Below are 26,069 nucleotides of genomic sequence, written 5' to 3'. Positions count from 1 at the left end.
CACCCCGTCACACGCGCCCGATGGCCCGGTCGAGTAGGTGCGGGTCGTGTGCGTTGACGACAAGCAGATCCGGCTCGGCCCTCGCCCACAACTGGGCCAGCCGTTCGTGATTGCCCCGCACCTGCTTCCAGTCGTGGGCGATGACGCGTTCCATGGCGGTGATCGCCCTGGGCGCGGTGTCGGTGCCGTCGAGTTGGCCGTGGTGGTAAAACGAATCACCGGCGTGCAGGATCCACCGGTCACCGACGTCGACCGCGACGGCGGCGTGCCCACGGCTGTGGCCGGGTAGGTTGATCAACACGATCCCCGCGGCGACATCGGTGAGTTCCTCGGCTCCGGGAAATCCGCGCCACGACTCGCCCGCCGACGGCTCGTGCTCGACGAGCACCGGATGGTGGGCGCGCTGCGCCGGACGGTAGCGCTCTCGTTCGATCAGGGTGCGGGGGTGCAGTGCCGCGAATGCTTCGGCACCGGTGAGATGCACTCGGGCCCAAGGGAAGTCGGCGAGGCCGCCGGTGTGGTCGGCATCGAAGTGGGTCAGCACGATGTGCCGGACATCGGCCGGGTCGTAGCCGAGCTGCCGGATCTGGTTGACGGCGGCTTCGTTCGGGTCGAACATAGGCCGGACGTAGCAGCGGACGGGGCCGAAGCGCTTGCCGGGTGCTTCGGCGTCACGCAGACCCAGGCCCGAATCGACCAGAACCAGACCATTATTCGTCTCGAGGAGCAGGACGTGGCAGACCAATCCGCCGGGTGTTCCGGGTGGTCGCATCGTGCCGCAGTTGAGATGGTGGACTCTCATCCGAATGCCGCTTTCATCTCCGCCGTCGCGGCACGATCGCCGCTGAGCAGAGCCGGATCGATGACCTGAATCGGGTTGGTGCCGTCCCAGTTCGCCGCGGCGAGCTCGATCAGGTCGAAGACGAACTTCTTGGTGCCGCCGAGGTCGGAGATCTCGATGACGGTTCCCGGGTGGTGTTCGGTCTCGAGATAGGCGAAACGCCCTGTGGAGCCGCCGATCTCACCTTCCTGACCGACGGTGAACCCGGCGGCGAGGGCGCGGTCGTAGAGGTCCTGGTAGTTCTCACTCCAGTAGGCGACGTGCTGCAGGCCCTCGTTGCCCGCGTCGAGGAAGTCCTTGTACATGGACGGCTCGTCGTCGAGCGGCTGGATGAGTTCGAGCTGAATCTTGCCGCTGTTGGCGACCGCGACATTCATCGCCATGGCCGACGGCCGACCCCGGTAGGTGAAGTTCCCCGGCTGCACGCCCTCGAGGTAGAACCACGGCCCGATGCCGCAATCGACGAATCCCCGCATCGATGCCTCGATGTCGCGCACGACGTAGCCGAGCTGTCGCACCGTGCCGAACATATTCGCGCGCGGCGCGGGCGCGGGTGCGGGGCCGGTATGCGCATCGGCGAAGGAGAATACGATCTTGCCGACCGCGGCATTCCTGCGCAGACGCTGCGCCGCCAGATCCGCGCGATCGGGTGAGTAGACGGTATCGAGGCGTGGGATGATCTTGCCGTCGGTGACGGCGGGCAGCGCCCGAGGGGCCAGCGCCGCGACGACCTCAGCCAGCTCGGATCGGGTGCGGATGCTGAAGGTGGTCCCGAGCAGCCGCTGGCGGCGGAATGCGATGGTGTCGAGATCGAGGCTGGTCACCGCGCCCGCGAGTCGGCCGATGCTGACGATCGTGCCCGCGACGGCGGTGGCCGCGGGCAGGTCCGTGAATAGGTCGCCGCCGACATGATCGAGAGTGATGTCGACGCCATTGCCGTTGGTAGCGGCCGATACCGCAGTGCGCAACTCCTCGGCGGAAGTATTGACGGTGACATCGGCGCCGGCGGCGGTAAGCGCTGACCGCTTGTCTTCGCTTGTGGTGGTGGCGATGACGGTGCTCGCCCCCAGAGCCTTGGCCAGTTGGATCCCGATCAGACCGATCGAGCTGGTGCCGCCGACGATCAGCACGCTTTTGCCTTCGGCGAATCCGGCTTGGCCGACCAGGGCGTCGTGTTCGGTGATCAGCCCGACCGGCAACGTCGCCGCCTCCGCGAAACTCAGCTGCTCCGGGATCGGCACGAGCAATCGTGGATCACACAGTGCGTAATCGGCAAAGGCGCCGATGGTAATCCCCATGACACGCATACCCGCAGGCAGATGTGGTGCCAGCGGACTGGAGATTTCGACGACCCCGGCGACCTCCATGCCCGCCGTATATTCGCCTGCCTGCTGGGAGTTGGCGATATAGCTGCCGTCCAGGGCGTAGAGATCGGCGCGGTTGAGACCGGCGGCCATGACCTGTATACGGACCGCACCGAGTTGACTCGGCGCGTCGATGTCGCGGAGCTGCCAGTTCGAACCGGCACCGCCGATGAGTGCGCGCATGTGCGAATTCCTTTCACCCGTTCGGGATCAGGCCGAGAGGTCGGCGGGTGCGGTGTCGACGAGCAGCGGATTCGGATTGCTCGACATCGCGAGCAAACCGCGCAGACCGCGCAAGACCAGCGGCCACTTACGTGGGTCGCGCAGGTTCACGCCGCTGATGAGCTGTTTGAGCATCGACAGTGTGTCGAAGTAGATCCGCTCGATGATCAGATTCTCGTTCTCGTCGAATACGAAGTACGCCGTCATCCGGGTGCGATGCCGGGAGCCGGTGGCAGGAATACCGCCGAGCGGCCCCAAATGTGTTCCGAGTAGCCAGAATTCGACAATGACCGCGTCGGTGCTGTGCCGTAGCGCGATGATCTCGTGGTCCTGATCGGGAAATGCGACGCGCGTGTCGTGGTAGTAACCGCGGACCTCCGAATCACCGTCATGGACGGTGAGCGTGGGAATGATCTCGTAATGCGGATGCGGGAACGTGGCCAGCACGTCGTCCCAGTCCTGGCGGACCTCGTCGTGGAAGTGATCGAGGACGAGTTTCTCGCGGGCGCGCAGCACCTCGACGGGTGGCACGGCGAAGCGGTCGGTCATGAAATCTCCTGCGGGATCAGTGATGTGTGATGCGGCCGTGGGTGAATGTCGGCGCTGTTCCAGGGTTCGTCCACGCGCCGGTCAACTCGCTGGACGGAAAGAACTGGAGGAAACGTGAGTCGAGCTGGCTGCGATCGGCCAGTGTCATCTCGAACACGGCCGAGTTGTATTGGTCGGCTGTGGTTTCGATGGTGTTCGCATTGAGTACGATCTCCTGCCCCCACTCCCTCGCCCAGCGCGCCACTCCCGGCAGCCGCGAGTGTTCGGGTGTCAGGCATTCGGCGGCGATGACGTTCTCGCTGCTGACCCAGATGCCGGTCGAGGTATTGAGCACCAGGCTCTGGTTCCCGAAGACATGGCCCGGCGTTTTGACGACCGCGACGCCGGGGCCGAGGACGACCGAGCCATCGATGGGCAGGAAGGCATCCGGTGCGACGTCGCGGTAGGTGTCGGGCTGGTACCACGGCCGCTGCAGCGGGTGCAGGTCGGCCATCGCGACCAGTTCGTCCCGCTGCACGATGACCTTGGCGTTGGGGAATACCGGTTTCGGCTGCGTTCCGAGGTCGGCTTGCGCCGCCGTGGTGCCGATCCAGCGGCGCAGGTCCTGGGTGTGCAGATGGTCGAACATCAGGTAGTCGACCTCGGCCGGGTCGATGCCGAGCCGGGACAGATGGTCGGTCACGGTGCCGTGCTCGATCACCATCCGCCGCGCCACGATGTCCGGGGTACGGCGGGCGAGCTTGTCGAAATACGGTGTGTGGCGGCCGAGTTCGACGTCACTGGGCTCGAACAGCAGCACCCGCGGCCTCCCGTCGCTCTCACGCCAGCGGATCACCGACATCCGGTTCGTGATCGCGAGGAACGGGGCCAGCGCGCGGGATGCGCGGAACAGGCCGAAGCGCGTCGGATAGGGCAGCGTGACGAGGTCGCACGTCACCACGCTGTCGGGCACACCCGTGCGCGCGAACTCAGCGCGGAAGATCTCGGCTTGACGGCGTGCCGCGGTCAGCCGCGCACCCGGCCCACCGTCGATCTTCGACAAGTCGGCCGAACACTCGACATGCGAACCGATACTCGCCAGGTCCAGCGCGTCGTCTTGTCGCCATGGCAGTTGCATACTCACCTCGAGTCGTTAATCCCACGGCGTGGGAATAACTTTAGATTAAACCCACGCCGTGGAAATATGCAAGAGTGGGAGCAATGAAGGCCGAGACCGATCCAGCATCGACCCAGCCGTCCGCGGGCACACCTCGGCGGGGACGGCCACCCAAGGCGCAAGCGCAGCTCTCCCGCGCGGCGATACGCGACGCCGCGCTCGCGGTGATCGACTCCGACGGCATCGGCGCGGTGAGCATGAGATCGGTCAGCCGCACACTGGGCGTGGACGCCAAAAGCCTCTATCACCACGTCGATGGCAAGGATGACCTGCTCGACGCCGTCGCCGAATACATCTTCGAGCAACTCCGGATGCCCGCACCGACGGAATCGATCGAAGCGGACCTGCGGGCACTGGCGTACGAATTCCGGCGCGTCACGCTTGCGCATCCGGAAGCGGCAACCCTGGTCCTGACGCGTCAGCTCTCGTCACTCGCCGGCATCGCACCGATCGAAGCCGTCCTCACCGTGCTGCGCCGGACCGGGAGAACCCCCGAAGAGGCAGTCCACCTACTTCGCACCGTCCTGGCCACGCTGGTCGGAACCCTGCTCCGCGAAGTCTCCGCCGGACCGACATTCGGCACCGACGACGCCGACGGAATCGCCGAACGCCAACGCGCGCTCGAAGCATCCGGGCTGCCCCAGGTCACCCTCGCCGCACCCCACCTGGCGCGCTTCGACCGCGATCGCGAGTTCGAGTACACCCTCGATCTCATCGTCCACGTCCTCGCCGGTCGTCGCGACGCCGTCGAGTAGCACCGCGGCTACTGCTCACAGCCCTTCGACTGGGCCGCGATCGCAGCACCGCCCCTCGGAAGTGACGCACGTCACGTCGGAACGTGTCATATCTCGGCACTCCGCGGTGTCTTGTGGGCATGACCGAACACCACACACCCCACAAGGTCGTCGTCATCGGCGGCGGTTACGCCGGCACACTCGCGGCCAACCACCTGCGGCTGCGTACCGATGTCGATATCACACTGGTCAATCCCCGCCCGAAGTTCGTCGATCGAGTCCGGCTGCACCAGTTCGTGGCCGATACCGGCGCTGCGACGATCGACTACGGCACGCTGCTCGGCGCGGGCATCCAACTGGTTGTCGACGGCGCCACCCGCATCGACACCGCGGCCCGCGCGGTGCGCCTGGCATCGGGTCGTGCGCTGGACTACGACCACGTCATCTACGCCGTCGGCAGCACCGCAGCAGCACCTTCCGTGCCCGGCGCGGCCGAATTCGCTTTTCCCATCGCCGAATTCGAGTCCGCGCAGCGACTGCGCGCCCGGCTGGCAGAGTTGCCCCTCGATGCTCCCGTGACCGTGGTCGGCGGCGGACCGACCGGCATCGAGACGGCCGCCGAGCTGGCCGAACAAGGACGCACGGTCACGCTGGTGTGCGGCGCGAGCCTGATGCCGTCACTCAGTGCACCGGGGCGCCGGTACGTAGCCAAATGGCTGTCCCGGCACGAGGTTGCGGTGCTCGAGGGCGATGTGGTGACCGAGGTACGGCCGGATGCGGTCGTCTTCGCCGCCGGGGCCGTACGTCCGAGCGCACTCACCATTTGGACGACGGGTTTCGGCGTACCGCAATTGGCGGCCGAGAGCGGCCTGCGCACCGACGCGCTCGGGCGGCTGCTCACCGATGAGACACTGACCAGTATCGACAACGACCGCATTGTTGCGACCGGCGATGCCGCCGCACCGTCGGGACAGCCGCTGCGGATGAGCGGCCAGGCCGCCGGGGCGCTCGGGGCGCAGGCCGCCAACACCGTACTGAGCCATATCGCGGGGACCGAACCCGCGGTGATCGACCTGGCCCTCATCGGGTCGTGCGTCAGCCTCGGCCGACGGGTGGGCATCCGACAGCTCGCACGCAAGGACGACACCTCGGTCAACCTCTACATCGGCGGCCGTATGGGCGCGCGGATCAAGGAGGTGACCTGCAAGATCGGGGTGGGGAAGATTCGCCGCGAGGCCCGCAAGCCGGGTTCGCTGGTCTGGCCCAAGGGCGGCCCGCGCCCCGCGCAGCCGACCTGCGCGACTCCGGTGGTCACATCCGCATGACGTCCGACGAGCACGTCGAGCGATTCACGGTGCTGCGGCCGCTGCTGTTCACGATCGTCTACGAAATCCTCGGCTCGGCAACCGAGTCCGACGATGTCCTGCAGGACAGCTATCTACGGTGGGCCGAGGTGGACCTGACGATGGTGCGGGACACCAAGTCCTATCTGGCCCGGCTGGTGACCCGCCAGGCGCTCAACACATTGCGGGTCAGCGCGCGCCGCCGCGAGGACTACATCGGCCCGTGGCTGCCCGAACCGCTGCTGCTCGACAAGCACGACGCGTCGGCCGATGTCGTGCTCGCCGAGTCGGTGTCGATGGCGATGCTAGTACTGCTGGAAACCCTCAATCCCCGCGAGCGTGCGGTGTTCGTGCTGCGCGAGGTGTTCGGCTTCGACTACACCGACATCGCCGCGGCCGTGGGCAAATCCGTGGGGACGGTGCGCCAGGTGGCGCATCGAGCCCGCGAGCACGTGCAGGCGCGGCGGAAACGCTTCGAGCCCGCCGACGCTCCGACGATCACCCAGATCACCGAGCAGTTCATGACCGCGGCGGCCACCGGCGACACGGAGCGGCTGCTCTCGCTCCTCGCCCCGGACGCGACCTGGACCGCGGACAGCGGCGGCAAGGCCATCGCGGTGCGCAGGCCGGTGGTGGGCGCAGAGAAGGTGGCCCGGTGCCTCCTGGACCTGTTTCGCAAGGCGAGCAGGACCCCGAACCTGCGGATCGAGATGGTCAATTGCAACAACATGCCCGCGGTGGTCGTCTACATCGACAACCGCCTGGAAGGCGTCTTCCTGATGGAGATCATCGACAGCAAGATCACCACCTTCTACGCCATCCGCAACCCGGACAAACTCATCACAGCGGCGGTTCCGCGTCGAATCAGCCGGTAGAGAGGACAAGCCACATGTCGACAGCTCGAACAACCAGCAACAAGGCCGCGTTCCGCCGCATCCATGACGCCGTCAACAGCGGCGATGCGGAGGCCATCGCCAAGACGATCGACGAGGTCGTCGACCCGGACTTGCTGTTCCACGCGCCGGTGCCGATGGGCGCGACGGGCGCACAAGCAATCAAACAGGTGTGGGCAGTGCTGCTTCGCGCGTTCCCCGACATCCACGTCGCGGTCGAGGATGTCATCGCCGAGGGCGACAAGGTCGTGTTCAGGAACACAGTGACCGGAACCCACCTGGGCGACTACCGAGGCCTGCCACCAACCGGCAGATCCGTGACCTACAACGAGATCTTCATCGTCCGCTTCACCGAGGGACGGATCGCCGAGATCTGGGGAGTCGTCGACGTCTTCGCGCAGTTGCAGCAACTCGGCGCCATTCCCACCTAGCGGCCATGTCTCCCAACAGAGCCGCGACGGCCTGGAGCGCTGGATCCGGCGCAGCTCACCGTCCGGTTCGACCGAGGTTCGGATGAGGGCCTGATCGGTCCAGCGCCGTGACCAGAAGCGAACCAGACGCAACAGCGCCGGTCCACCATCCGCGACCGGTTCACCGCAGTTCCCTGAGCCTGATGCGATGCCGCTCGCGCATGCAACGATGCGACGGAAATGATCGACAATGGGGTATGGCGACGGTGCTGCTCGGCGGCGATGTCATGCTGGGCCGCGGTGTCGATCAGATTCTCCCGCACCCCGGCGATCCGACGCTGCGCGAACGATGTGTCGAGGATGCGCGCACGTATGCGGAGTTGGCGGAGCAAATAAACGGTGCATTCGCCCGTCCCGTGGATTTCCGTCACCCATGGGGCGAGGTCCTGCCGATTCTCGATCAGCTCGCCCCGCAGGTGCGACTGATCAATCTGGAAACCGCGATCACCGCAGATGGCGCTTTCGCGCCCGTCAAGGGCATCCACTACCGCATGAACCCGGACAATGTGCCGGTACTGACCGCAATCGCACCCGTCGCCTGCGCACTGGCCAACAATCATATTCTCGATTTCGGTATTCAAGGGCTGACCGACACCGTGGCAGCACTCGATTCCGCAGACATCCAGCGCACCGGGGCGGGCGCCGATTTCGATGCCGCCCGGACCCCGGTCATATCGGAACTCGATGACGGACGACGAGTAGTGATCGTTTCGGTCGGCGCGGGATCGAGTGGGGTGCCGCACCATTGGGCGGCTCGCCGCGATCGGCCGGGGCTGTGGTGGATCGGGGAAACGCCGAATATTCGCGCCGCCGACGAGGTGGCGGCAGAAGTATCGGCACACAAGCGCGATGACGATATCGCGATCGTCTCCGTGCACTGGGGGCCCAACTGGGGTTACGGGGTGCCGCTGAGCGAAAGGCAGTTCGCGCACCGATTGATAGATGCCGGAATCGACATCGTGCACGGGCATTCCGCACACCATCCCCGGCCGATCGAGATCTACCGGAGCAAACCGATTCTGTACGGGTGCGGTGACGTCATCGATGATTACGAGGGCATCCGCGGTTATGAGCGGTACCGCCCGGATCTTCGCCTGCTATATCTGGTGTCCATCGAGCCCGGCGCGATGCAGACGCGACTGATTCCGCTACGGATCCGGCATATGCGCCTGGAATCGGCCACGCGCAATGAATCTCGATGGCTGCGCGAGACGATCGAGCACATCAGTCACGACTTCGGCACCCGGGTCGCATCGCGGCCCGACGACCTGCCGGTGGTGTTCAGGACCGCACAACACTGAGATGGCGACGGAACCAATCGCGGGCCAGATCCGCCACCTGCTCGAGCGCACCGGGCTCCTCGAACAGGTGCGTCGCACCGGGCACGACGTCGATCTCGCTCGGGCACGGCATCCGGAGCTGGGCCTCGCGATTGAGCTCCAGCACCTGCCGGTCGTTACCGCCGACGATGAGCAGTGTCGGTGCGCGGACATACGCCAGCCGCGGACCGGCCAGATCGGGGCGGCCGCCGCGAGAGACGATGGCCGCGATCTCGGCGCCGGGTTCGGTTGCCGCCCACAATGCCGCACCGGCACCGGTGCTCGCCCCGAAATACCCGGTCGGAAGTCCGCTCAATACCGAGCGCGTGCGCAACCCACGGGTCACCGCGACGAGACGATCGGCGAGCAGCTCGATATCGAAAACCCGCGCACGGTCGCCCTCCTCGGCCGCGGTCAGCAGATCGACGAGCATGGTCGCGAGTCCGGCCCGATTCAGTACCTCGGCGACCAGCCGATTCCGCGGGCTGTGTCGGCCACTGCCGCTGCCGTGCGCGAACACGACCAGACCGGTGGAGTTCTCCGGCACGGCCAGTATCCCTGTCAGCCGGATGGACTCCGACGACACGACGATCTCTTCTGTCCGCGTCAGGGGATCAGATGCGGAGGGCGGCATCGAACACCTCCTGGTATCCGGAGTACCCGTCCGGTCGATCATGTGCAAGCGGCTGGCTACGAGAACGGCGCTGCCGCGCTTGTCGAGGCGCTCACGCGACGCGGGATCGAAATTCGCCGGGACGGCGGCCCCGCACCCTCGATCCGGAACGCCATTTCGCCGCCGCCGGTGCCGCCGACCTCGCCTACGACCTGTTCATCGGCATCCCGACCCACCATGTTCCGCCGGTGGTCGAGGCATCCGGGCCGACCGCAGGCGGTGTGGACGGCCGGATCCTCAGCGGACCGTGACGGGGACCTCCTGAATGAGGTTGTTCCCCAAGCCCAGACGGTTCCAGATTTGCTCGGCCGGTTGCACATTCCCGTCCGCGTCGGTCGCGCGGCAGCTCAGCCGATGCGCCCCCGGGCGCGCATCCCAGGTGTAACTCCAACTGCACCAGGCGAATTCGGCAGGCTCGCGATTCAATCGGGCGTCGTGCCAAACTCCGTCGACGCCGACTTCCACCCGGACCACGGGCGAGGTTCCGCACCAGGCGCGGCCGCGGAGCACGACCGCACCGGCGTCGACCGTGCGTCGCCGACTCGGGTTATCGGGCATGCCGGGCGGAATCATCAACGCGCGCACCCTGATGCGCGACACCGGTACCCCCGGATCGGCCTCGTCGCGCTGGTAGCGATAGTTCACTGCCTGTTGGAACCCGGTGAATGGCCGGTCGACGACTTCGATATTTCGCAGCCATTTGACGCTCGTCATGCCGTACCACCCGGGGACGAGCAGCCGCAGCGGAAAGCCGTGCTGCGGCGGAAGCGCCCCGCCGTTCATTTCGTAGGCGAGCAGAACTTCGGGTCTGCGGCATTCTCTGATGCTCAGGGAGCGTTGGTAGTTGTGCTCGACATCGTCCTGGATTCCCCGATCGGCACCGGTGAATACGACCTCGACGGCCTCGTCCCGGATACCGCAGTCGTCGAGAATCCCGACCAGTGCGGTGCCGGTCCACGCCGCCGTGCTGATCGCCTCTAGCCCCCACGGCTGGCCGACGTTGCGCGGGTCCATCGCGGTGCGTCCGTTACCGGCGCATTCGAGGGTGACCGGAATCGTCGTCGCCGGTCGCGATCTGATGTCGTCGAGCGAGAGCTCCAGTCCGCGCTTGACGCATCCGGTAATCCGCAGCCGCCACGAGGATGGGTCGATCTCCGGGATATCGAAATGAATCAGCAGGTAGTGCATGCCGATGGGCGTGATGTCGTACCGCATGCCCTCCAGTTGCATGCCGTGGTTGCGCGTCGCCAGCGCGAGCTCATCGAAGCGAACGCCTTCTGCGCGCGAGACGAGTTGGGTCATCGGCTCGGGCTGATGTTCTGATCTGGATGGAACAGAGTGTCCGGGGCCAGTATAGGACTGCCCGGCAGGGTACGAACAGCGCTACAAATGCGCGGCGCTGAATCCCACTGCGGCACCGATGAAATCACCGTAGCGGGCGTGCGCACCTGCGTCGATTCCGCCGCCGCAGACCGGGTCACCGGCCGCGCAGAAATCGGCGGTGCGGTTCAGGTACCGATCGGGAACGCGCCACCCGATCGAGCGCAGCGGGTCACCGAAGAGCAGTACGACGGCCACTCGGTCGACGAGATCGCCGGGCAACTGCACCACGCCCGGCAGTCCGGCGACGATACCGGACCCGAGTGCGGCGTGTACCACGCCCGCGCCCAGCGAGTAGCCAGCCAGAATGAACCGTTCATGCGGGCAAACCGCCGCTCGAGCGGCGACGTGTGCGACCAGATCGGCGCTCCCCGCGGCCACATCTGTCAGACCCGCGCGGTAATTCACCCGATACGCGCCAACGCTCATCGGCAATACCTGCCGCATCGCGTCGTACAGCGGATCACCGACGAAGGTTCCGAGATACCCGGGTTCCTCGGTCCCCCTGGCCACCACCAGATCCACCGCAGCACACGACTGTGCCGCCGCGGGTGGACCGAGCACGGCACTCGCCACGATCAGCAAGACCGCGAATGCCGATGCCATCGGCCACTTCTTGAACAGAACCACCTTTCGGTCGCCCATTTTCCTCACCTCTCACGCCGTTGTGAGAAGTGCTTCCTCAGCCCTCACATCGTTGTGAGGCGTCGAGTGACACTTGTCAGCGACAAGTCTCAATGTACTCCGCTGCGAGACACAAGGGGGCGACGACAATCGGCCGTTTCGGGGCCCCACATAGGCACCGAAACGGCCGATTGTTTCAGCAATCAAGGGGTCACCCAGGCAGGCCGGCCTCGATGGCTTCGATGATGCGGGGGCGCAGTTCGGCGGCGCGGATAATGGCGTCGACCGAACCGACCTCGACGGCACGCTGGATATTGTGCACGCGGTCGAATTCCGCCGCGACCTCGCCGAGTTTCTCCGTGCGAACCGCGGACCGGACCTCGTCACGTTCGGCGGTGAGTGCCGCACGGTCGGCACCGACCGCATTCGCGGCGCGGGCCTCGAGATCGCGCACGCGCTGATCGGCCGACGTACGGGCATCGACCTCACCAGCGAACACCACCGCGGCCGCGGGGGCGCCGCCGAGCACCGAGGCGAACGAGCCTTCCAACGCGAGCACGGTCATATTCGGGTTGAGCAGCTTCGAGAACACCACGAACGCACCGCCGTGATAGCGCGAGATCACGCAGAACACGATGGGGCCCTGGAAGTTCACGATCGCGCGCCCGATCTCGGCACCGTACTCGAGCTGCAACTTCCGCATCGATTCCGGCGAGCCGTCGAAGCCCGACAGGTTCGCCAGCACGACGAGCGGCCGATTGCCGCTGGCCGCGTTGATAGCCCGCGCGGCCTTCTTCGACGACTGCGGGAACAACGTGCCCGCCGTGTAGGTGTCCGGGCCGTCGGTGGACGGATAGCCGCGGCGCGGCACGCCCCTGGACTCGATGCCCAGCAGGCACACCGAGATACCGCCGAGCCGCGCATCCTGGACCACGGCCGTCTCGGCGTCGGCCATCCCAGCCCAGCGTTCCAGTACCGCGTGGTCCTGGTCGGCCACCGCTCGCATCACGGTCCGGATGTCGAACGGCTTCTTGCGGTCCGGATTCGCGGTGGCGGAGAAGATCTCGCCGACCGTGGTGAAGTCGCTGTCCGCGACGACATGCGGGAAGTCGGAGACATCGCGATCGACCGGGTCGGTGGTGCTTGTCCGCCGCGGCGACTGCTCGCCGGGCGCCACGTAGGTGTGGTCGTAGTGCGACATCAGCACGTCCCGCGCGGCCAGCAAGTTCGGCGCCCAGTACTGCGCCTGCCCGTTCGGGCCCATCACCCGGTCGTAGCCGCCGATACCGAAGTTGTCCTCGGCCGATACACCACCGGAGAAGTCCAGCGCCTGCTTACCGGTGAGCACCATCGCCGAGTCCGGCGTCATCACCAGCACACCCTTGGTGTGCATGAGCATGGTGGCCTCGGCATTCCAATACGGCTGCGCGCCGACATTGATGCCCGAAACCACGATATTGATCTCGCCGCCGTCCTGGGTGAATTCGACGATCCGTTTGAGCGCCCCCGCGACCCAGTCCATGTTCTCGGTGCCCGACTGCATCGAGATCCGGGCGCCGGAGGACAGCGCGTACCACTCCAGCGGCACCTGCATCCGTTCGGCCAGATCCAGCGCGGCGATCACGCGACGGCACTCCGGTTCCGAGAGCGCGCCGAGCGATTTCGTCGGATCACCGAGCAGCACCACCCTGGTGATGCCGTCCGGATACTGCTCGGTCGGCGTGCTGACCACGCCCGCGACAATCGCGGCCTTATTGCGTCCCTTGGGCCGGTCGACCGGTACGAGCGTGTGGTCGGCGTCGAGATCGTACTCGGCGAATTCACCGAGCAGACCGGTCAGCTCGTAGGGGTACACGGTGTTGCGGCTGCTGGCCCGCAGCACCTTCTGCCGGTACTCGTCGAGCGGCTCGACCACATCGTCGGATCGCTCGCCGATGGTCACCTCGGTGCCGCCGGTGGCGTCGAAGGAGATGCGCACGGCGACCTTGATCAGCTCGCCCGTCTTCCGGTCCCGGTGCCGTGCGATGAGCAGGATTTCCTCCAGCCCGGCGCCCGCGGTCGTCGGCCCCACGCGCTCGACGATCGTCTCCAGTTCGGCGCGGGTCACCTCGACCGGCGGCCAGATGTACATCACGATGCGGTTGGTGTGGAACCGCTTGGCCGACGGCCGCTGCGACTGCGCGCGGCGGATCGAGTCGAGGCAGGTGGCGATGGTGCTCTCGGCCGTCGGCAGCGCCAACAGGCGGCCGTCGTGCTCGCGCAACGCGGCCAGGTCACGTACCTGCGCGAACGCGACGAGACGTTCGTCGGACGCGTTTTCCTTCGCGACGCAGCGGAACAGGTAGATCTCCTCGTCCGAGGACGGGAGCCGGGTGAGGTCGAACTTGCGCAGCCGCTTCATCTGCATCCGCTCCGCGATGTACGGATGCAGGCCGCGGATCAACCGCTCCTCGACCATGCCGGTGGCGGACGGGCGGAAGGTGAAGTGATGGTGCATCACCGCACCACCGCTGCCGGCGACGGTGGCGGTGATCCGGTGGATCTGGTTCGGCAGCGGCCGCGCACCGAGCACTTCCTGCAGCGCCGCCGCCATCGCGTCGAAGTCCTCCGGCTGCTTCTCCCAGCTCAGGTAGATATCGACCTCGATGGACGCGGCCACACTCGCGAGTTCGGTGAGACCGCGCAGCACGGTGTCGAGCGCGTCGAAACTCACCGCCGCCGACACCAGACTCAGGCCCCGGCGCTCGGCGATCACGAAGGTGCAGCCGCCGGCCTCTCGGGTGTGTACACCCGAGAGCCCCTTGTTTCCGTAGTATCGGCGGGTCAGCACCTCGAGCATGGCGGTGTTGTCGGCACGCCCGCGCACCAGCCGCTGACCGAGCAGCCGCACCAGCGGCTCGGTGCTGCGCACCATCTCGGAGATGCGGTCGGCGCGATCGGGCGTTTCCGGATGCGCGTCGAGGTGGCTCAGCTGTTTGCGGACATTGGTGTAGACGCGGGCACGGTTGCGCCGCAGCAGCGGCTGGCCGAACCAGGCGTACACCAGGCCACGGGACAGATCGGCGATGACCGGGAAGCGCACCTGTGTCGCGGCCACCAGCCGCTCCAGTGCGAGACCGACCGGCTCGCGCAGCGCCCGGTCCGGCACCGGCTCGCGCAGCCACTCGCGCAGCAAGGTGGTGATGACCGTGACGGTGTCCGACGGCCGTTGCTGGGCGAGGAAGATCCGGAAGACCGCCGCCTCGAGTTCGGGGGAACGGTCCAGTTCGGCGACACCGTAGTGCCCGAGCGCCTTGGCGAGCTTGGCCTGATACGACTCCGGCAGCCCCGCTCGCTCGACATCGAGGCTCTGCAGATAGGTGTGGAAGTACTCGCGGGCGCTGTGGACATGGTCCTGGCTGCCGTCCTCGTCCGACGACCGGTTGTGGCTCAGTTCGGACAGGTCGGCGAACACCTGCACGAGTTCGATCTCGTCGGCGAGTGGCCGGCGGTTGTCGGCGATGGCCGCGCCGCGCACGGAGAGGTAATGGTCGAGTACCCGGCGCTCGTCGTGCGGGTCGACGTCGAAGCCGAGCAGCAAACTGCGCAGGTCCTGCAGGCTGCGGGCGGTACGCTCGTGCGGTCGGTCCGGCGTGGGCTCGCCGGGCAGGTCCAGCTCGACCGACGCGACCTCCGCGGCGTCCGCGTCCTCGTCGTCCTCGACGAGCGGCTCCAGCCGCAGCAGCGGGGCGCCGGTCTCGACCTGGGTGCCGACCGAAACCGCGCATTCCTTCAACCGAGCCCGGAACGGCGCGCGCAGCACCGTTTCCATCTTCATGCTCTCCAGAACCAGCACCGGTGCACCGGCCTCGACCTCGGCACCGATCGCCAGCGGCGTGGCAACGACCAGTGCGGGGGCGGGCGAGCGGACGACGCCGCCCTCGTCACGGCTGATCCGGTGCGTCACGCCGTCGACATCGACCAGATGGATCGGCCCGTGCGTGCCGGTGATCACGCGGTAGCGGGTGCCGTTGACCACGATCTGCCCGGTGTGGCGGTCGAAGCGCTCGAGATCGACATCTGCGGCGCGCATTTCACCGCCCGCCTCGATGCCGATGCGGAACCGATGCGCACCGATCCGTGCGACACGCACCCGGTAGCCGACCCCGCGCAGTTTGAGGTCGTGCGGCCGACCGCTCTCGTGCTGTACCTGGGGACGTCCACCAGCCGCGGTGGACAGCAGCCGGTGCCGCTCGACGCGCTCGTCCTCTTCGTACGCGTCGATGGCCGCAACGGCCACCGCGATCGCGGAGTGGCGATGCGATACGAGGCGGCCCTCGGCGCGAACACGGTCGATCCAGCCGGTGTCGGCGCTGGCGTCGATCACCTCGGGCTGGTTCAGCAGGTCGAGCACGAAGCTCTTGTTCGTCGCGCCGCCCTCGATGACGACCCTCGTCTGCGCCACCGCCCGGCGCAGCCGGCCGAGCGCTTCGTCACGGTCGCGACCATAGGCGATGATCTTGGCGATCATCGAGTCGAAGTCGGCCGGAATCGTATCGCCCTCGCTGACGCCGGTATCGACTCGAATGCCCGGCCCGGCGGGCAGATCCAGCCGCGCGATACGGCCCGGAGCGGGCGCGAAGTCGCGGTCCGGATCTTCGGCATTGAGCCTGGCCTCGATCGCGTGTCCGCGCTCGGCCGGAGGTTCGCCCTCGAGCTTGCCGCCCGATGCCACCAGCAGCTGCGCCCGAACCAGGTCGAAACCGGTGGTGTACTCGGTGATCGGGTGCTCGACCTGCAGGCGGGTATTGACCTCGAGGAATGCGAACAGCTCGTCGCCCGGGTGGTACAGGAACTCGACGGTCGCCGCGCCGCGATACTCGACCGCGATCGCCAACCGCTCCGCCGACGCCTTGAGTTCGCCCGCCTGCTCGGGACGCAGGACCGGTGACGCCGACTCCTCGATGACCTTCTGATTGCGCCGCTGCACCGAGCAATCGCGGACGCCGAGCGCCCACGCGGTGCCCTGGCCGTCCGCGATCACCTGGACCTCGACATGCCGGGCGCCGGTCACCAGCCGCTCCAGGAACACCACGCCACTGCCGAATGCGCGTGCGGCCTCCTGCCGGGTGCGCTCATAGGCATCGACGAGTTCGGCCTCGTTCGTGATCACCCGGATACCGCGGCCGCCTCCACCGGCGGTCGCCTTCAGCATCAGCGGGTAGCCGATCTCGGCGGCGGCCGCGATGGCCGCGTCCACGGTTTCGACCGAACCGCGGCTCCAGGGCGCGACCGGCACGCCGACTTCCTCCGCGATCAGTTTCGCACCGATCTTGTCACCGAGTTTGCGCATGGCGTCCGGACTCGGACCGATGAAGGTGACGCCGATCTGCTCGCAGAGCTCGGCGAACGCGGGATCCTCCGCGACGAAACCCCAACCGACCCATGCGGCGTCGGCCTTGGTCGTCACCAGAGCGAGTTCGAGCGCCTTCAGGTCCAGATACGGGCGCGCGGACGCCGGACCGAGGTCGTATGCGATGTCGGCCTCGCGTACGAATGTCGCGTTCCGATCGACATCGGTGTGCAACGCGACGGTTTCGATCGGTCGCCCGGTCTCCGCGGCCAGATCTCGGACGGCATGGATGAGGCGCATTGCGGCCTCTCCCCGGTTCACGATGGCGATGCGGCTGAACACGCGCCAACTCCTTCCATTCCACAGCACTGGCCCGGTCGGGCGACGGTTTGCGACTGCCGGTCCCGCGTAGTTTGCACCTCGATCGCGTGCAATTACACAGCGTCAGGTGGTTACCCGCGCGTATCGTGGGAATTTCTTCCTCTGTGCCTATGACACTAGTGGCGGAATTCCTCGGCCGGCCGGCTTCCAGTACCGTACCCGTGATCGGTCGCAGTCGAGTTGCGTGTCGATCGAAGCAATCAGGCGAGAGGGAGCGTCGATTCGCGACCAACCGCAGTCGGATGCGTTGACCAGCAATGTTTCTCTCGTTCTCCAGCGCGGTGTGGGAGGTGATCCGGGTGGCCGACATTCTCGATGTACTGCATGCGCGCTGCGCCGAGGTCGCGGGCGAGGCGATCCTGTCCGGTGCGGAGCACCCCACCCTCACCCTGACCACGCGTGAGGTCGCCGACCTGCTCAACTACGTGGCCGACCTCCGCCGCCACTGCCACGACATCGACCTCGCGCACCGCGAACTAGACCACCGCTACACCGTGCTCCGCCGAGCCACCAGCGATGCCACGGCATCGTTGGATCGGATTCGGGCCACGCTGGAGCAGCGCACCGCGCACCCGGAAGCCCATACCCGCCAGGCCTGCACCATCGCCCGTTTCGCTGCCGAGAACCTCATCGCCGCGAGCCTGAACACCGACAAGGCGAATTGACGGCCCGCAATGCGGCTATCCGGCGCGTGACAGGACCGAGCCGAGTCCCGCGACAGTGAGCGACTGCGCGGTGACCGTGACATCGGTATCGGTGAACCGGCGTCCGCTCAGCTGCTCGTCGATGAAGTGCCGGATCGGTTCGGGTTGGTCCGCAAGAGTATTCATGATCTCGGCCGGGACCTCCACGGTGCCGTCGAGATGGCGCGGCTGATCGGTTATCCCCCGCCGCTGCGGCAGCTGGCGCAGCCCGTCGGGGGGCAGTGCGATATCGGCGGGCGGCAGTAGGTCCAGGCCCGCGCTGGACTGATCGCTTACCGCCTCGGGAGTTCCCACTGTGCCGAGCAAGGTACACGGCGGATGTTCGGCAGTCGCGGAATACGTGGTGAGCCCGGTGAATACGAACGTGAGCGCGGTGGTGAGCGCGAAACGAGCGAGAGTTTTCACAACCACCCCAGCGCCCCGAAGACACCGAGAGCCACCGCGTCGACGCCGAGGATCGCACCGACGACCACGGCCTTGGCCCGCACCGTGGGCAGATCGTGAACCCAGAAGCAGGCCGCGAAGAACGGCACGTAGCCGATCAGCCAGATCAGCGGCGGGAAGCCCGCCTGCCACCAGGACCAGTCCCAGGTCAGCACGCCGATTCCGTTGAGCATGATCTCGACGCCCACGGCCAGTGCCGCATTCACCGCGACCAGCACCGGACGGTTGGGCAGCCCGAGCACACGTATCTCGCGCGGTGGCAACAGCTTCGCAGCCGCCACACCCATGATCGCGAACATGAAGCAGATCTCGATATTGAGCCCGATGAGGATCTGATAGGCAGTCGGCCCGCTCGCGCCCCACACCGGGGCGCGACCGGTGATGTGGAAGACCACGGCGTTCCAGATCTCGTTGAACCAGTCCATCCCCCACAGCGCCAGCCCACCGAACAGCACGTTCCAGTTCCGTCGCTCCACCTCGGTGGCATACACGTAGAAGACGATCAGCAGTAGCGGGATCACATACCACTTGAACTGGCTCGAATCACGAACCAACTCCAGCGCCGCACGGGCGTTATCGGTCACCGGCCAGCCTCCCTTCCGACGACCGCAAACCCCGAGAGTGTGTTACATCAATACACTCATTGTCAATCTGTCAGCGCGCGACGATGCGATACGCGCACGGCATCGAGATCGGGTCGGCCCCTTCACATCAGGCAGCGCTCGGCCACTTCGGCGATTCCGTCGAGGGGGGGCGAAATCGATTCCGGTGATTTCCAGTGTGCCGGTGGCGAAATCGGCCGATGAGGGCCGGAGCCAGGTTGGCGAGGATTATCGAAATGTCCGCCAGGTAATCCGTGTCGAGGTCGCCGACAGCGATTTCGGCGACAGGACGCATGGCCGAAATGCCTTGGGTGTCGAGCTGGTGTCCGCCGGGGCCCGACCGGACGTGGTAGTAGGCCTCGAGCACGGCGGGGTTGCACTCCATGGCAACTCCGTTACTTTCAGTCGAAAGCGCATCCCGCCGAAGGTATTCCGTTCAAACGGTCGACGAGGTAGCCGATCGCGTTGTTGGTTCCGTAGCCGTCGATGAGCTCCGGACCGAAGTGGTTCGGGATGGTGGTCCGAGGCAGGATGGGCGGCAGGTCGTTGGTGCGGAAAGTGACGGTCGCGCCGTGGCCGCACCAGTCGGTCGCGAGCTGCCTGGCCTGCCCGTAGGGAACCGTGTCGTCATTGCGGCCGCTGGTGATGAATACCGGACTGGTCGGCGTCAGTGCGCCGATACGCAGTCGGTCCAGAATGTCGACGACTTCCGGGATCTCCCGCAGATGATCGGATATCGGGCGGTGGTCGACGGTGATGTCGGCGGATCGCATGAACGGGTGCCGGAGAATGACATCGGCGATGCACTCGTCGGCCAACTCGCGCAGCAACGCCTTGCCCGCCGGCGTGGTGCGCGCGTCGAGTTGCGGCTGCAGGTCCGGATGGCGGGCGAGGACGCCGTTGACGGCGAATCCGGTCACACCGCTGATGAGCACGCCGTCGACCTGCCGCAGAATCTCGGTGAGGTCCGCCGTCGGCGCCCCGGCCCAGGTGCCCTTCAGATTCAGTTCGGGGGCGTAGCCGGCTTGCATCTCGGCGGCCGCCGCCGTTGCCCCGCCGCCCTGCGAATACCCCCAGAACGCGAGTGGGGTGTCGGCTCCGCTGCCGGAGAGGGCATTCGCGGCGCGGGCGCCATCGAGGACAGCGTGCGCCTCCTCGATGCGGTTCACGTAGGTGTGAATTCCGGGTGTGCCCATGCCGATGTAGTCGGTGACGAAAACGCGCGCGCCCAAGGAATTCCACGCCGATGCCGCGAGCGCCTCCTGATTGACCGACAGAGTCGGCGGCGTGACGCTGGCGTACACCCCCGTGGCGAAAGCCAGCGACATCGCGCACTGATCGCCCTGGCCCGTGGTGCCGGGGGCGATGATGATGGTCGGTCGCGGGCCGGACCCATGCCAGGGTTGGTCGGTGTCGATGAAGATGCCGGTCGCCGCCACCGGAACCTCGTCCTCGGTGCGTGTGGTGTACATGACCTGTTTCGCCGGAATAGGCCACCGGCCGTTGTCCGTCGGCTGCGCCGGATACACCGCGGTATCGACCGTCTTGATAACGGCGCCACGCGCCGGATCGAATTGTGCCGGGGGAAGGTAGAAATCGTGCACCGGGTCGGCCGCGGCCGGTCCCGGCCCGGCGCAGGCGATCACGGCGGCCAGGCCCATTGCGCTCGCGACGGCTGTCACATGCCGAAACATGTTCATCTGCCGCCGATTCGACGCGGACCAGTGCCATTGTCCTGACATCCTGCTTCTTTCTCTGCGGAGCTCCCGCGCGCACCGACCGCGCGCTAGTTGAAGTGAAAGGAGTTGTGCCCCATACGAATCGGACACGGTGGGTCGCGTCGATGATGTCGACGCCACGACCTGTATCGCGGTCCGGGCGAGCGCCGCACGAGTTGCGTGCGTCGTCGAAGCTTTCAAGTAACCCGGTTATCGGGTGGTAACCAAGTTACCACGCCGGATTCCAGGGACACGACATGCCGGTGAACCTGCCGACGTGATCAGTGATCCAGCAGGGTTTCCGCTCAGCGGAAGTCGACCAGGGATACGGCGTCCATCCGTTGCTATGAAGATTGCGGGACAGCCGGTCGATAAACCGTTCGCCCGGAAACGCATACGCACATGACCGGCCCGATGCGGTCCGCCGACCGCGGGCCTTCGCATCGGTCGAGCACCGAGGAAACGGAGCGACTTTCGTGCCCATCCATCGCCTGAACCATGCCGTGCTGTTCGTCGCGGATGTGGAGCGCTCGGCCACGTTCTACCGAGAGGTCCTCGGCTTCCGCCAGATCGGCGCGATTCCGGGTGGGGTCTTTCTGCAGGCGGCCGGTTCGGCCAATGACCACGACCTGGGCCTGTTCCGATCCACGGAACCGGCTGTCGCGCATCGCACCGGACGGGTCGGGCTGTACCACCTGGCCTGGGAGGTGGACACGCTGCGCGAGCTGGGGCGGATGCGGGATGCGCTGCGGGCCGCGGGTGCCCTGACCGGAGCGTCGAATCACGCGGTCACCAAGGCGCTGTACGGGGTCGACCCCGACGGCATCGAATTCGAGGTGTGCTGGCTGGTGCCGGATGCCGCGATCGAGCGGGAGTTGAGCGATATGACCGCGCCGACCCTGCCGCTCGACCTCGCGGCGGAGATCACCCGACACGGTGCGGATACACCCGGTGGTCCACGTGCCGACCATACGGTCTGGCAACGCTTCGCTACGGGAAAGAACGCCGACCAGTCAACACATGGGTCTTGACTGCGGATGGCGCCTCGCGCAAACTACCGAATGTAACCGGACAGCACAGTCCGGATTGCGAGATCGCACAGCCGCCACCCTGGCCGTCGCACCCTCAACGGATTTCCGCAGCCGCCGATCGACGGACCACCCGCGGCCGACCCGGTATCGACTCATACGAAGGCACACGAAAGGCAACCCTCCACCCCGAGGGCCACCATGACATCATCGTTGCTCCCTCCGGTTCGGCGTTCCCTGGTGACGGTCGCGGCCACCGTACTGCTGGTGCCGACCGGAATGCTTGCCGCCCAACCACAGTCGGATCCGACCGGCAATGTTCGCGAAATCTCGGGCCGCACCGATATCGCCGTCGCCCGCGCCGAATGCGGTACCGGCTCCGCCCCGGAATCCGGACACCAGGGCGATGTACCGGCCGCGGACCGGAACAGCGGCCGCAGCACCCTCGGCTACCGCTGCAATATGTCCCAGCTCGGGAACTACCCGGGGCGCGGCGGGGGTATCTCCTCGGTCAGCTTCGATCACTGCGCCTACGTCGGCACCTTCTTCCCGGGCAACCTGATGGGACCCGAACAAGGTGTGCAGGTGCTCGACGTAACCGATCCCTCCGCGCCGGTGCCGACCGCAACGCTGAGCGAACCGGCGATGTTGGCGGGCACGTGGGAAAGCTTGAAGGTCAACGAAACTCGCAAGCTGCTCGTCGGTACCGGTGTGCCGTTCCTGACCGGTGCGGGTCTGCTTTCGGTCTACGACATCTCCGATTGCGCACATCCACGCCTGCTCAACCCGGGCACCGGAACCAGTGTGAACATGCCACTGCCGATCACCGCACACGAGGGCGGGTTCTCCCCCGACGGCAATACCTACTGGAGCTCGGGCGTCGCACCCGGCCTGGTCAGCGCGGTCGATCTCACCGATCCGGCGCATCCGCGCGTCATCTGGCAGAGCCTGCCCGGATTATCCATGCACGGCTTCGGATTCGGTCCCGACGGCAACACCATGTATCTCGCCAATAACTTCGGTGGACTCATGGTCCTCGATATCAGCGCCGTCCAGCGCCGCGATCCCAATCCGCAGGTGCGCCAACTGGCCGACCTCGCCTGGACCGACGGTTGGGCTACCCAGCACAGTGTTCCGGTCACGTATCAGGGCACGCCGTATGTCTTCGCCACCAATGAGGCGGGATCCGGCGGCGTGAAGCTGTTCGACGTGTCCGACGCGACGAATCCACGCCTGCGCAACACCATCAAACTGGAGATCGATCTGCCCCAGAACCAGGACATCGCGCTGGCTTCCGCCGCGGGCGGCTCGCTGTTCGCCTATGACGCGCACTACTGCGCTGCGGACCGGCCCGTCGATCCCACCGCGCTGGCCTGTAGCTGGACCTCGTCCGGCATCCGGGTATTCGATGTCCGCGACCCGCTCGACATCCGCGAGATCGCCTACTACAACCCGCCCGCGCACACCGGGCACAACGCCGAGCTGACGAACTCGCCGCACGCACTCGCCTCGATCATCGGCCCGCCGCTGCTCGCGGCGCCGACAGTGGTCCAGACCATGTTGCAGGGCCAGTTCGATCTGTCCGAGGCCACCGGCCCGCGCTCGGGCATGCTCGCCTTCGGCGACCTCTCCTCGGATTGGTGCTTCTCGGCACCGGAATGGCGCGGCAATCAATTGTGGACCACCTGTGCCGACAATGGATTCCTTGCGCTGCAACTGGATTCGAGCGCCTATACCCCGCCTGCCGATCAGCACTCGACCATCGGCTCATGACCCGGCGAACCTGGACCAAGAGTGCGGCACTGGTCAGCCTGGCCGTTCTGCTGCTGGCGGTCGGCGCCGCCATCCGACCGCTGCTGATCGCCGATGACGAGCCCGCGCCGCCCGTCCTCACCGGCACCGAAATCGGCTTCGTGCAGGATATGGTCGCCCACCACAGCCAGGCACTGCTCATGGCACAGCGACTCGACGCCGGGGCCGACCCGACGGTACGGGCACTGGCACAACAGATTTCGGATACCCAGCGCACCGAGATCGGCATGCTGCTCGGCTGGCTCCGAATGGCTCGCGTGGTCACGATCAATCCGCACCCGATGGCCTGGATGCGCACCGACCAACCGAATCTCGCACAACACCAGCACGCAACGGCAACCAGCACCGCCGACCTCATGCCCGGTATGGCGACCCAGGCCGAACTCGACGCACTGGCCGCGGCCCGCGGCGTCGACGCCGATGTGGTGTTCCTGCGACTCATGCAGCGTCACCATGCCGGTGGCATCCAGATGGCCCAAGCGGCCGATCGCCAATTGTCGAGCGGCATCGTCAAACAGGCGGCCCGCGAGATGATCGACACCCAGAGCCGTGAAGTCGGCCTGATGCTGGTGCTGACACAGCGAAGTACCCCGAGCTGACCGAAAGAGGGCGCTGCAGACCTGGTGACCGTCGGCCCCGTCGCGGCATTCCGAGCCGAGCGCACCCGGGGATTCCCCTGCGCCGGCGACCGGGCCTCGGCCAGCGAACACACCGACACTCGAGTCGTCCGGTTACGTGACAGCTAAGCCATTTCCACCTTTCAGCACGACAGAGAAGACAGCGTCGAACCGGGGATAAGCGACCCAAAGAATTGTCGTGACCTCAGTGAACATTGCTTCTCGAAACGACGCCTCGTCGATCCACGGGAAAACCACACATGCCGAGCGCGAGACCTTGCTACCATTTGGCAATCATCGCGTGTGGGCGCCCTGCGATCTGGAGAGGCGTATTGCAATGATTCCCAAATGGTGTCGATGGGCTGGGGCGGTGGCCATATTGGCCGCGGCGACCACGTCATGTTCATCGGATAACGACGGAAAGCCGGCATCGCAGGGGACGGCGAGTGCCGCAACTGCGAGCAAGGTGCCGGACACCGGAAAGTTCGTGCCCAAGTACGAGCGTGCGATGGCTTCGGACCTCGCCAAAGAAGGCAAGCAGGCCATTCAAGACAACAAGGTCCTCGAAGAGCTCACCGACGCCCTCGGGGCGATGTACAAGCTACCCAAGGACATTCCCGTCATCGCCAAGGAATGTGGCGAGTTCAACGCCTACTGGGATCCACAGAACCAGTCGTTCATCCTTTGTTACGAGATGTTCGCGGTCGCTGAGAGATATGCGAAGGCGCAGGCTGAACGACCTACGGAACAATTGGGAACTACTGACGTTTTCAACCTCTACTTCGACGGCATCACGCGCATGATCACCTTCCACGAGTCCGCACATATGGCGATCAACCTGTATTCGCTCCCCGCGACAGGACGCGAAGAGGACTCCGCGGACCAGCTCGGTGCCCTGGTCCTCTTGACCATCCCCGGTCCCCTCGGCGCCGGTGGCGTGGCTGCGGCTTCCGACTTCTGGTTCGACGTCTCCGACGACCCGGGAAGTCTCGATGCGCGCAGCTTCGCCGACGAACACTCGCTCAGTCAGGTACGCGCGTACAACCTGGAGTGCTGGGCCTACGGCTCCCAACCCAATGTGCTCGGCGTGCTGGTGAACAAACCGGGTGAGCCAGAGGTCAAGGGGTTCCTGCCATATCAGCGCGCCGCCGGGTGTCCCGACGAATACAAGAGAATGAAGGCGGCGTGGGAGACCCTGCTGAACCCCTACATCAAGACCAGCCTTGGTGCCCCCGCCACCGCCGGCAACACCCCGAGTGCGACCACCAGCCAAACGCATTCCACCCCCCCTACTCGCTAGGCGAGTCGTCTCGACTGCGTCGCTACGACAATGGACGCGCTCGACGACGCGGGCGGGCCCGGCATCAACCTTCGGGGCGAATGCCCGCTACCAAGGGTGTGGGCTTGATCCCCCTCAGGTGTCTATTTTCGGCCGTCGTACGCCCGGACCATGGATCACGAGCCATTGGTACCGGGAAGTCCAGACGTGGATTGGCCCATCCACAATTCGACGACAGACACCCATGGAGGGCATGAATTGTCTCAGGAATACTCATTCGATGCGTCGGCGATCTCGGCCGAGGTTTCCCAAAGCACCCCGCTACTCGGCGATGCCACGGTGAATGCGCAGGACGGGGCGGCCCAGGTGGGCCAGATTTCCGGCCTCGAGGACATCATGAACCAACTCGGCGGAGCCCAGCCAGGCGACACCACCACGATCGATCCACAGGACGCCACAGCCCAGCCGAGCCAGACCCCCGGCCTCGACGACATCATGAACCAACTCGGCGGAGCCCAGCCAGGCGACACCACCACGATCGATCCACAGGACGCCACAGCCCAGCCGAGCCAGACCCCCGGCCT

General features: G+C 66.2%; 22 protein-coding genes and 1 pseudogene. 12 read left to right on the top strand and 11 right to left on the bottom strand.

Annotated elements, in window-relative coordinates; all coding sequences use genetic code 11:
* Positions 1 to 7 precede the first annotated feature (7 nt).
* Genes AB0L58_RS13075 through AB0L58_RS13060 form a run of 4 tightly spaced genes read right to left on the bottom strand, consistent with a single transcriptional unit; the run spans position 8 to position 4,093 of the window.
* Positions 8 to 802 carry an MBL fold metallo-hydrolase gene (locus AB0L58_RS13075; RefSeq protein ID WP_364385882.1) on the bottom strand — a complete coding sequence of 265 codons (795 nt, stop codon included), beginning with the start codon at positions 800 to 802 and terminating at the stop codon, positions 8 to 10.
* Entirely contained in the window at positions 799 to 2,388 is a 1,590-nt protein-coding gene (locus tag AB0L58_RS13070) for a zinc-binding dehydrogenase (protein ID WP_364385879.1), read from the bottom strand. Before AB0L58_RS13070 ends, AB0L58_RS13075 begins: the two co-directional genes overlap by 4 nt.
* A gap of 27 nt (positions 2,389 to 2,415) precedes the next feature.
* Positions 2,416 to 2,976, bottom strand: coding sequence for an ester cyclase (locus tag AB0L58_RS13065; protein WP_364385876.1), 561 nt, complete (start codon positions 2,974 to 2,976; stop codon positions 2,416 to 2,418).
* A gap of 16 nt (positions 2,977 to 2,992) precedes the next feature.
* Positions 2,993 to 4,093 (bottom strand): hypothetical protein, encoded by a 1,101-nt coding sequence (locus AB0L58_RS13060; RefSeq protein WP_364386665.1) that lies wholly within the window; start codon positions 4,091 to 4,093, stop codon positions 2,993 to 2,995.
* A gap of 83 nt (positions 4,094 to 4,176) precedes the next feature.
* Here AB0L58_RS13060 and AB0L58_RS13055 point away from each other — a divergent pair, with 83 nt between their 5' ends.
* From AB0L58_RS13055 to AB0L58_RS13035, 5 genes are all read left to right on the top strand, one after another.
* The gene (locus tag AB0L58_RS13055) at positions 4,177 to 4,887 is read left to right on the top strand and encodes a TetR/AcrR family transcriptional regulator C-terminal domain-containing protein (protein WP_364385873.1); all 711 of its coding nucleotides are present in this window, start codon (positions 4,177 to 4,179) and stop codon (positions 4,885 to 4,887) included.
* Between the two features lie 119 nt (positions 4,888 to 5,006).
* Entirely contained in the window at positions 5,007 to 6,191 is a 1,185-nt protein-coding gene (locus tag AB0L58_RS13050) for an FAD-dependent oxidoreductase (protein WP_364385870.1), read from the top strand.
* A complete protein-coding gene (sigJ, locus tag AB0L58_RS13045; RefSeq protein ID WP_364385867.1) occupies positions 6,188 to 7,084 on the top strand; it encodes an RNA polymerase sigma factor SigJ in 897 nt (298 codons plus the stop codon). The genes AB0L58_RS13050 and sigJ overlap by 4 nt, the downstream gene beginning before the upstream one ends.
* Positions 7,085 to 7,098: 14 nt before the next feature.
* Positions 7,099 to 7,533 carry an ester cyclase gene (locus AB0L58_RS13040; RefSeq protein ID WP_364385864.1) on the top strand — a complete coding sequence of 145 codons (435 nt, stop codon included), beginning with the start codon at positions 7,099 to 7,101 and terminating at the stop codon, positions 7,531 to 7,533.
* Positions 7,534 to 7,769: 236 nt separating this feature from the next.
* Complete coding sequence (locus tag AB0L58_RS13035) at positions 7,770 to 8,873, top strand: CapA family protein (RefSeq protein ID WP_364385861.1); 1,104 nt, start codon at positions 7,770 to 7,772, stop codon at positions 8,871 to 8,873.
* On the opposite strand, the pseudogene AB0L58_RS13030 reads toward AB0L58_RS13035, so the two are convergent.
* Positions 8,854 to 9,450, bottom strand: a pseudogene (locus tag AB0L58_RS13030) (phosphoribosyltransferase); the annotation flags it as partial. The gene AB0L58_RS13035 and the pseudogene AB0L58_RS13030 sit on opposite strands and share 20 nt — an antisense overlap.
* 59 nt (positions 9,451 to 9,509) lie before the next feature.
* Here AB0L58_RS13030 and AB0L58_RS13025 point away from each other — a divergent pair.
* Positions 9,510 to 9,815, top strand: coding sequence for a hypothetical protein (locus tag AB0L58_RS13025; protein ID WP_364385858.1), 306 nt, complete (start codon positions 9,510 to 9,512; stop codon positions 9,813 to 9,815).
* Here the strand turns inward: AB0L58_RS13025 and AB0L58_RS13020 are convergent.
* From AB0L58_RS13020 to AB0L58_RS13010, 3 genes are all read right to left on the bottom strand, one after another.
* Positions 9,802 to 10,866: a sulfite oxidase gene (locus AB0L58_RS13020; protein ID WP_364385855.1), complete on the bottom strand. Its 1,065-nt coding sequence runs from the start codon at positions 10,864 to 10,866 to the stop codon at positions 9,802 to 9,804. The two genes, AB0L58_RS13025 and AB0L58_RS13020, sit on opposite strands and share 14 nt — an antisense overlap.
* Positions 10,867 to 10,947: 81 nt before the next feature.
* Positions 10,948 to 11,589, bottom strand: a complete 642-nt coding sequence (locus AB0L58_RS13015; RefSeq protein ID WP_364385852.1) for a cutinase family protein — start codon at positions 11,587 to 11,589, stop codon at positions 10,948 to 10,950.
* A 190-nt stretch (positions 11,590 to 11,779) separates the two neighbouring features.
* A complete protein-coding gene (locus AB0L58_RS13010) occupies positions 11,780 to 17,242 on the bottom strand; it encodes a carboxyl transferase domain-containing protein (protein WP_364385849.1) in 5,463 nt (1,820 codons plus the stop codon).
* A gap of 296 nt (positions 17,243 to 17,538) precedes the next feature.
* Here AB0L58_RS13010 and AB0L58_RS13005 point away from each other — a divergent pair, with 296 nt between their 5' ends.
* Positions 17,539 to 17,946: a hypothetical protein gene (locus AB0L58_RS13005; RefSeq protein ID WP_364385846.1), complete on the top strand. Its 408-nt coding sequence runs from the start codon at positions 17,539 to 17,541 to the stop codon at positions 17,944 to 17,946.
* A 15-nt stretch (positions 17,947 to 17,961) separates the two neighbouring features.
* Here the strand turns inward: AB0L58_RS13005 and AB0L58_RS13000 are convergent, their stop codons facing one another.
* From AB0L58_RS13000 to AB0L58_RS12990, 3 genes are all read right to left on the bottom strand, one after another.
* Positions 17,962 to 18,390, bottom strand: a complete 429-nt coding sequence (locus tag AB0L58_RS13000; RefSeq protein ID WP_364385843.1) for a hypothetical protein — start codon at positions 18,388 to 18,390, stop codon at positions 17,962 to 17,964.
* On the bottom strand, positions 18,387 to 19,013 hold the full coding sequence (locus tag AB0L58_RS12995) for a hypothetical protein (RefSeq protein WP_364385840.1): 627 nt from the start codon (positions 19,011 to 19,013) through the stop codon (positions 18,387 to 18,389). Before AB0L58_RS12995 ends, AB0L58_RS13000 begins: the two co-directional genes overlap by 4 nt.
* A gap of 419 nt (positions 19,014 to 19,432) precedes the next feature.
* The gene (locus AB0L58_RS12990) at positions 19,433 to 20,713 is read right to left on the bottom strand and encodes a lipase family protein (RefSeq protein ID WP_364385838.1); all 1,281 of its coding nucleotides are present in this window, start codon (positions 20,711 to 20,713) and stop codon (positions 19,433 to 19,435) included.
* Positions 20,714 to 21,225: 512 nt separating this feature from the next.
* On the opposite strand from AB0L58_RS12990, the gene AB0L58_RS12985 reads away from it, so the two are divergent.
* The 5 genes from AB0L58_RS12985 to AB0L58_RS12965 form a co-directional block, all read left to right on the top strand.
* Positions 21,226 to 21,780, top strand: a complete 555-nt coding sequence (locus AB0L58_RS12985) for a VOC family protein (protein ID WP_364385835.1) — start codon at positions 21,226 to 21,228, stop codon at positions 21,778 to 21,780.
* Positions 21,781 to 21,978: 198 nt separating this feature from the next.
* Positions 21,979 to 23,550: a hypothetical protein gene (locus tag AB0L58_RS12980; protein ID WP_364385832.1), complete on the top strand. Its 1,572-nt coding sequence runs from the start codon at positions 21,979 to 21,981 to the stop codon at positions 23,548 to 23,550.
* Positions 23,547 to 24,188, top strand: coding sequence for a DUF305 domain-containing protein (locus AB0L58_RS12975; protein WP_364385829.1), 642 nt, complete (start codon positions 23,547 to 23,549; stop codon positions 24,186 to 24,188). The genes AB0L58_RS12980 and AB0L58_RS12975 overlap by 4 nt, the downstream gene beginning before the upstream one ends.
* A gap of 217 nt (positions 24,189 to 24,405) precedes the next feature.
* Positions 24,406 to 25,506 (top strand): DUF4344 domain-containing metallopeptidase, encoded by a 1,101-nt coding sequence (locus tag AB0L58_RS12970; RefSeq protein ID WP_364385826.1) that lies wholly within the window; start codon positions 24,406 to 24,408, stop codon positions 25,504 to 25,506.
* 237 nt (positions 25,507 to 25,743) lie between these two features.
* A partial coding sequence (locus tag AB0L58_RS12965; protein WP_364385823.1) for a hypothetical protein occupies positions 25,744 to 26,069 on the top strand: 326 nt, incomplete at its 3' end.

The sequence above is a fragment of the Nocardia sp. NPDC052112 genome (genome assembly GCF_040680135.1).
Taxonomy (GTDB): domain Bacteria; phylum Actinomycetota; class Actinomycetes; order Mycobacteriales; family Mycobacteriaceae; genus Nocardia.
This window is presented reverse-complemented; position numbering and strand designations above follow the sequence as displayed.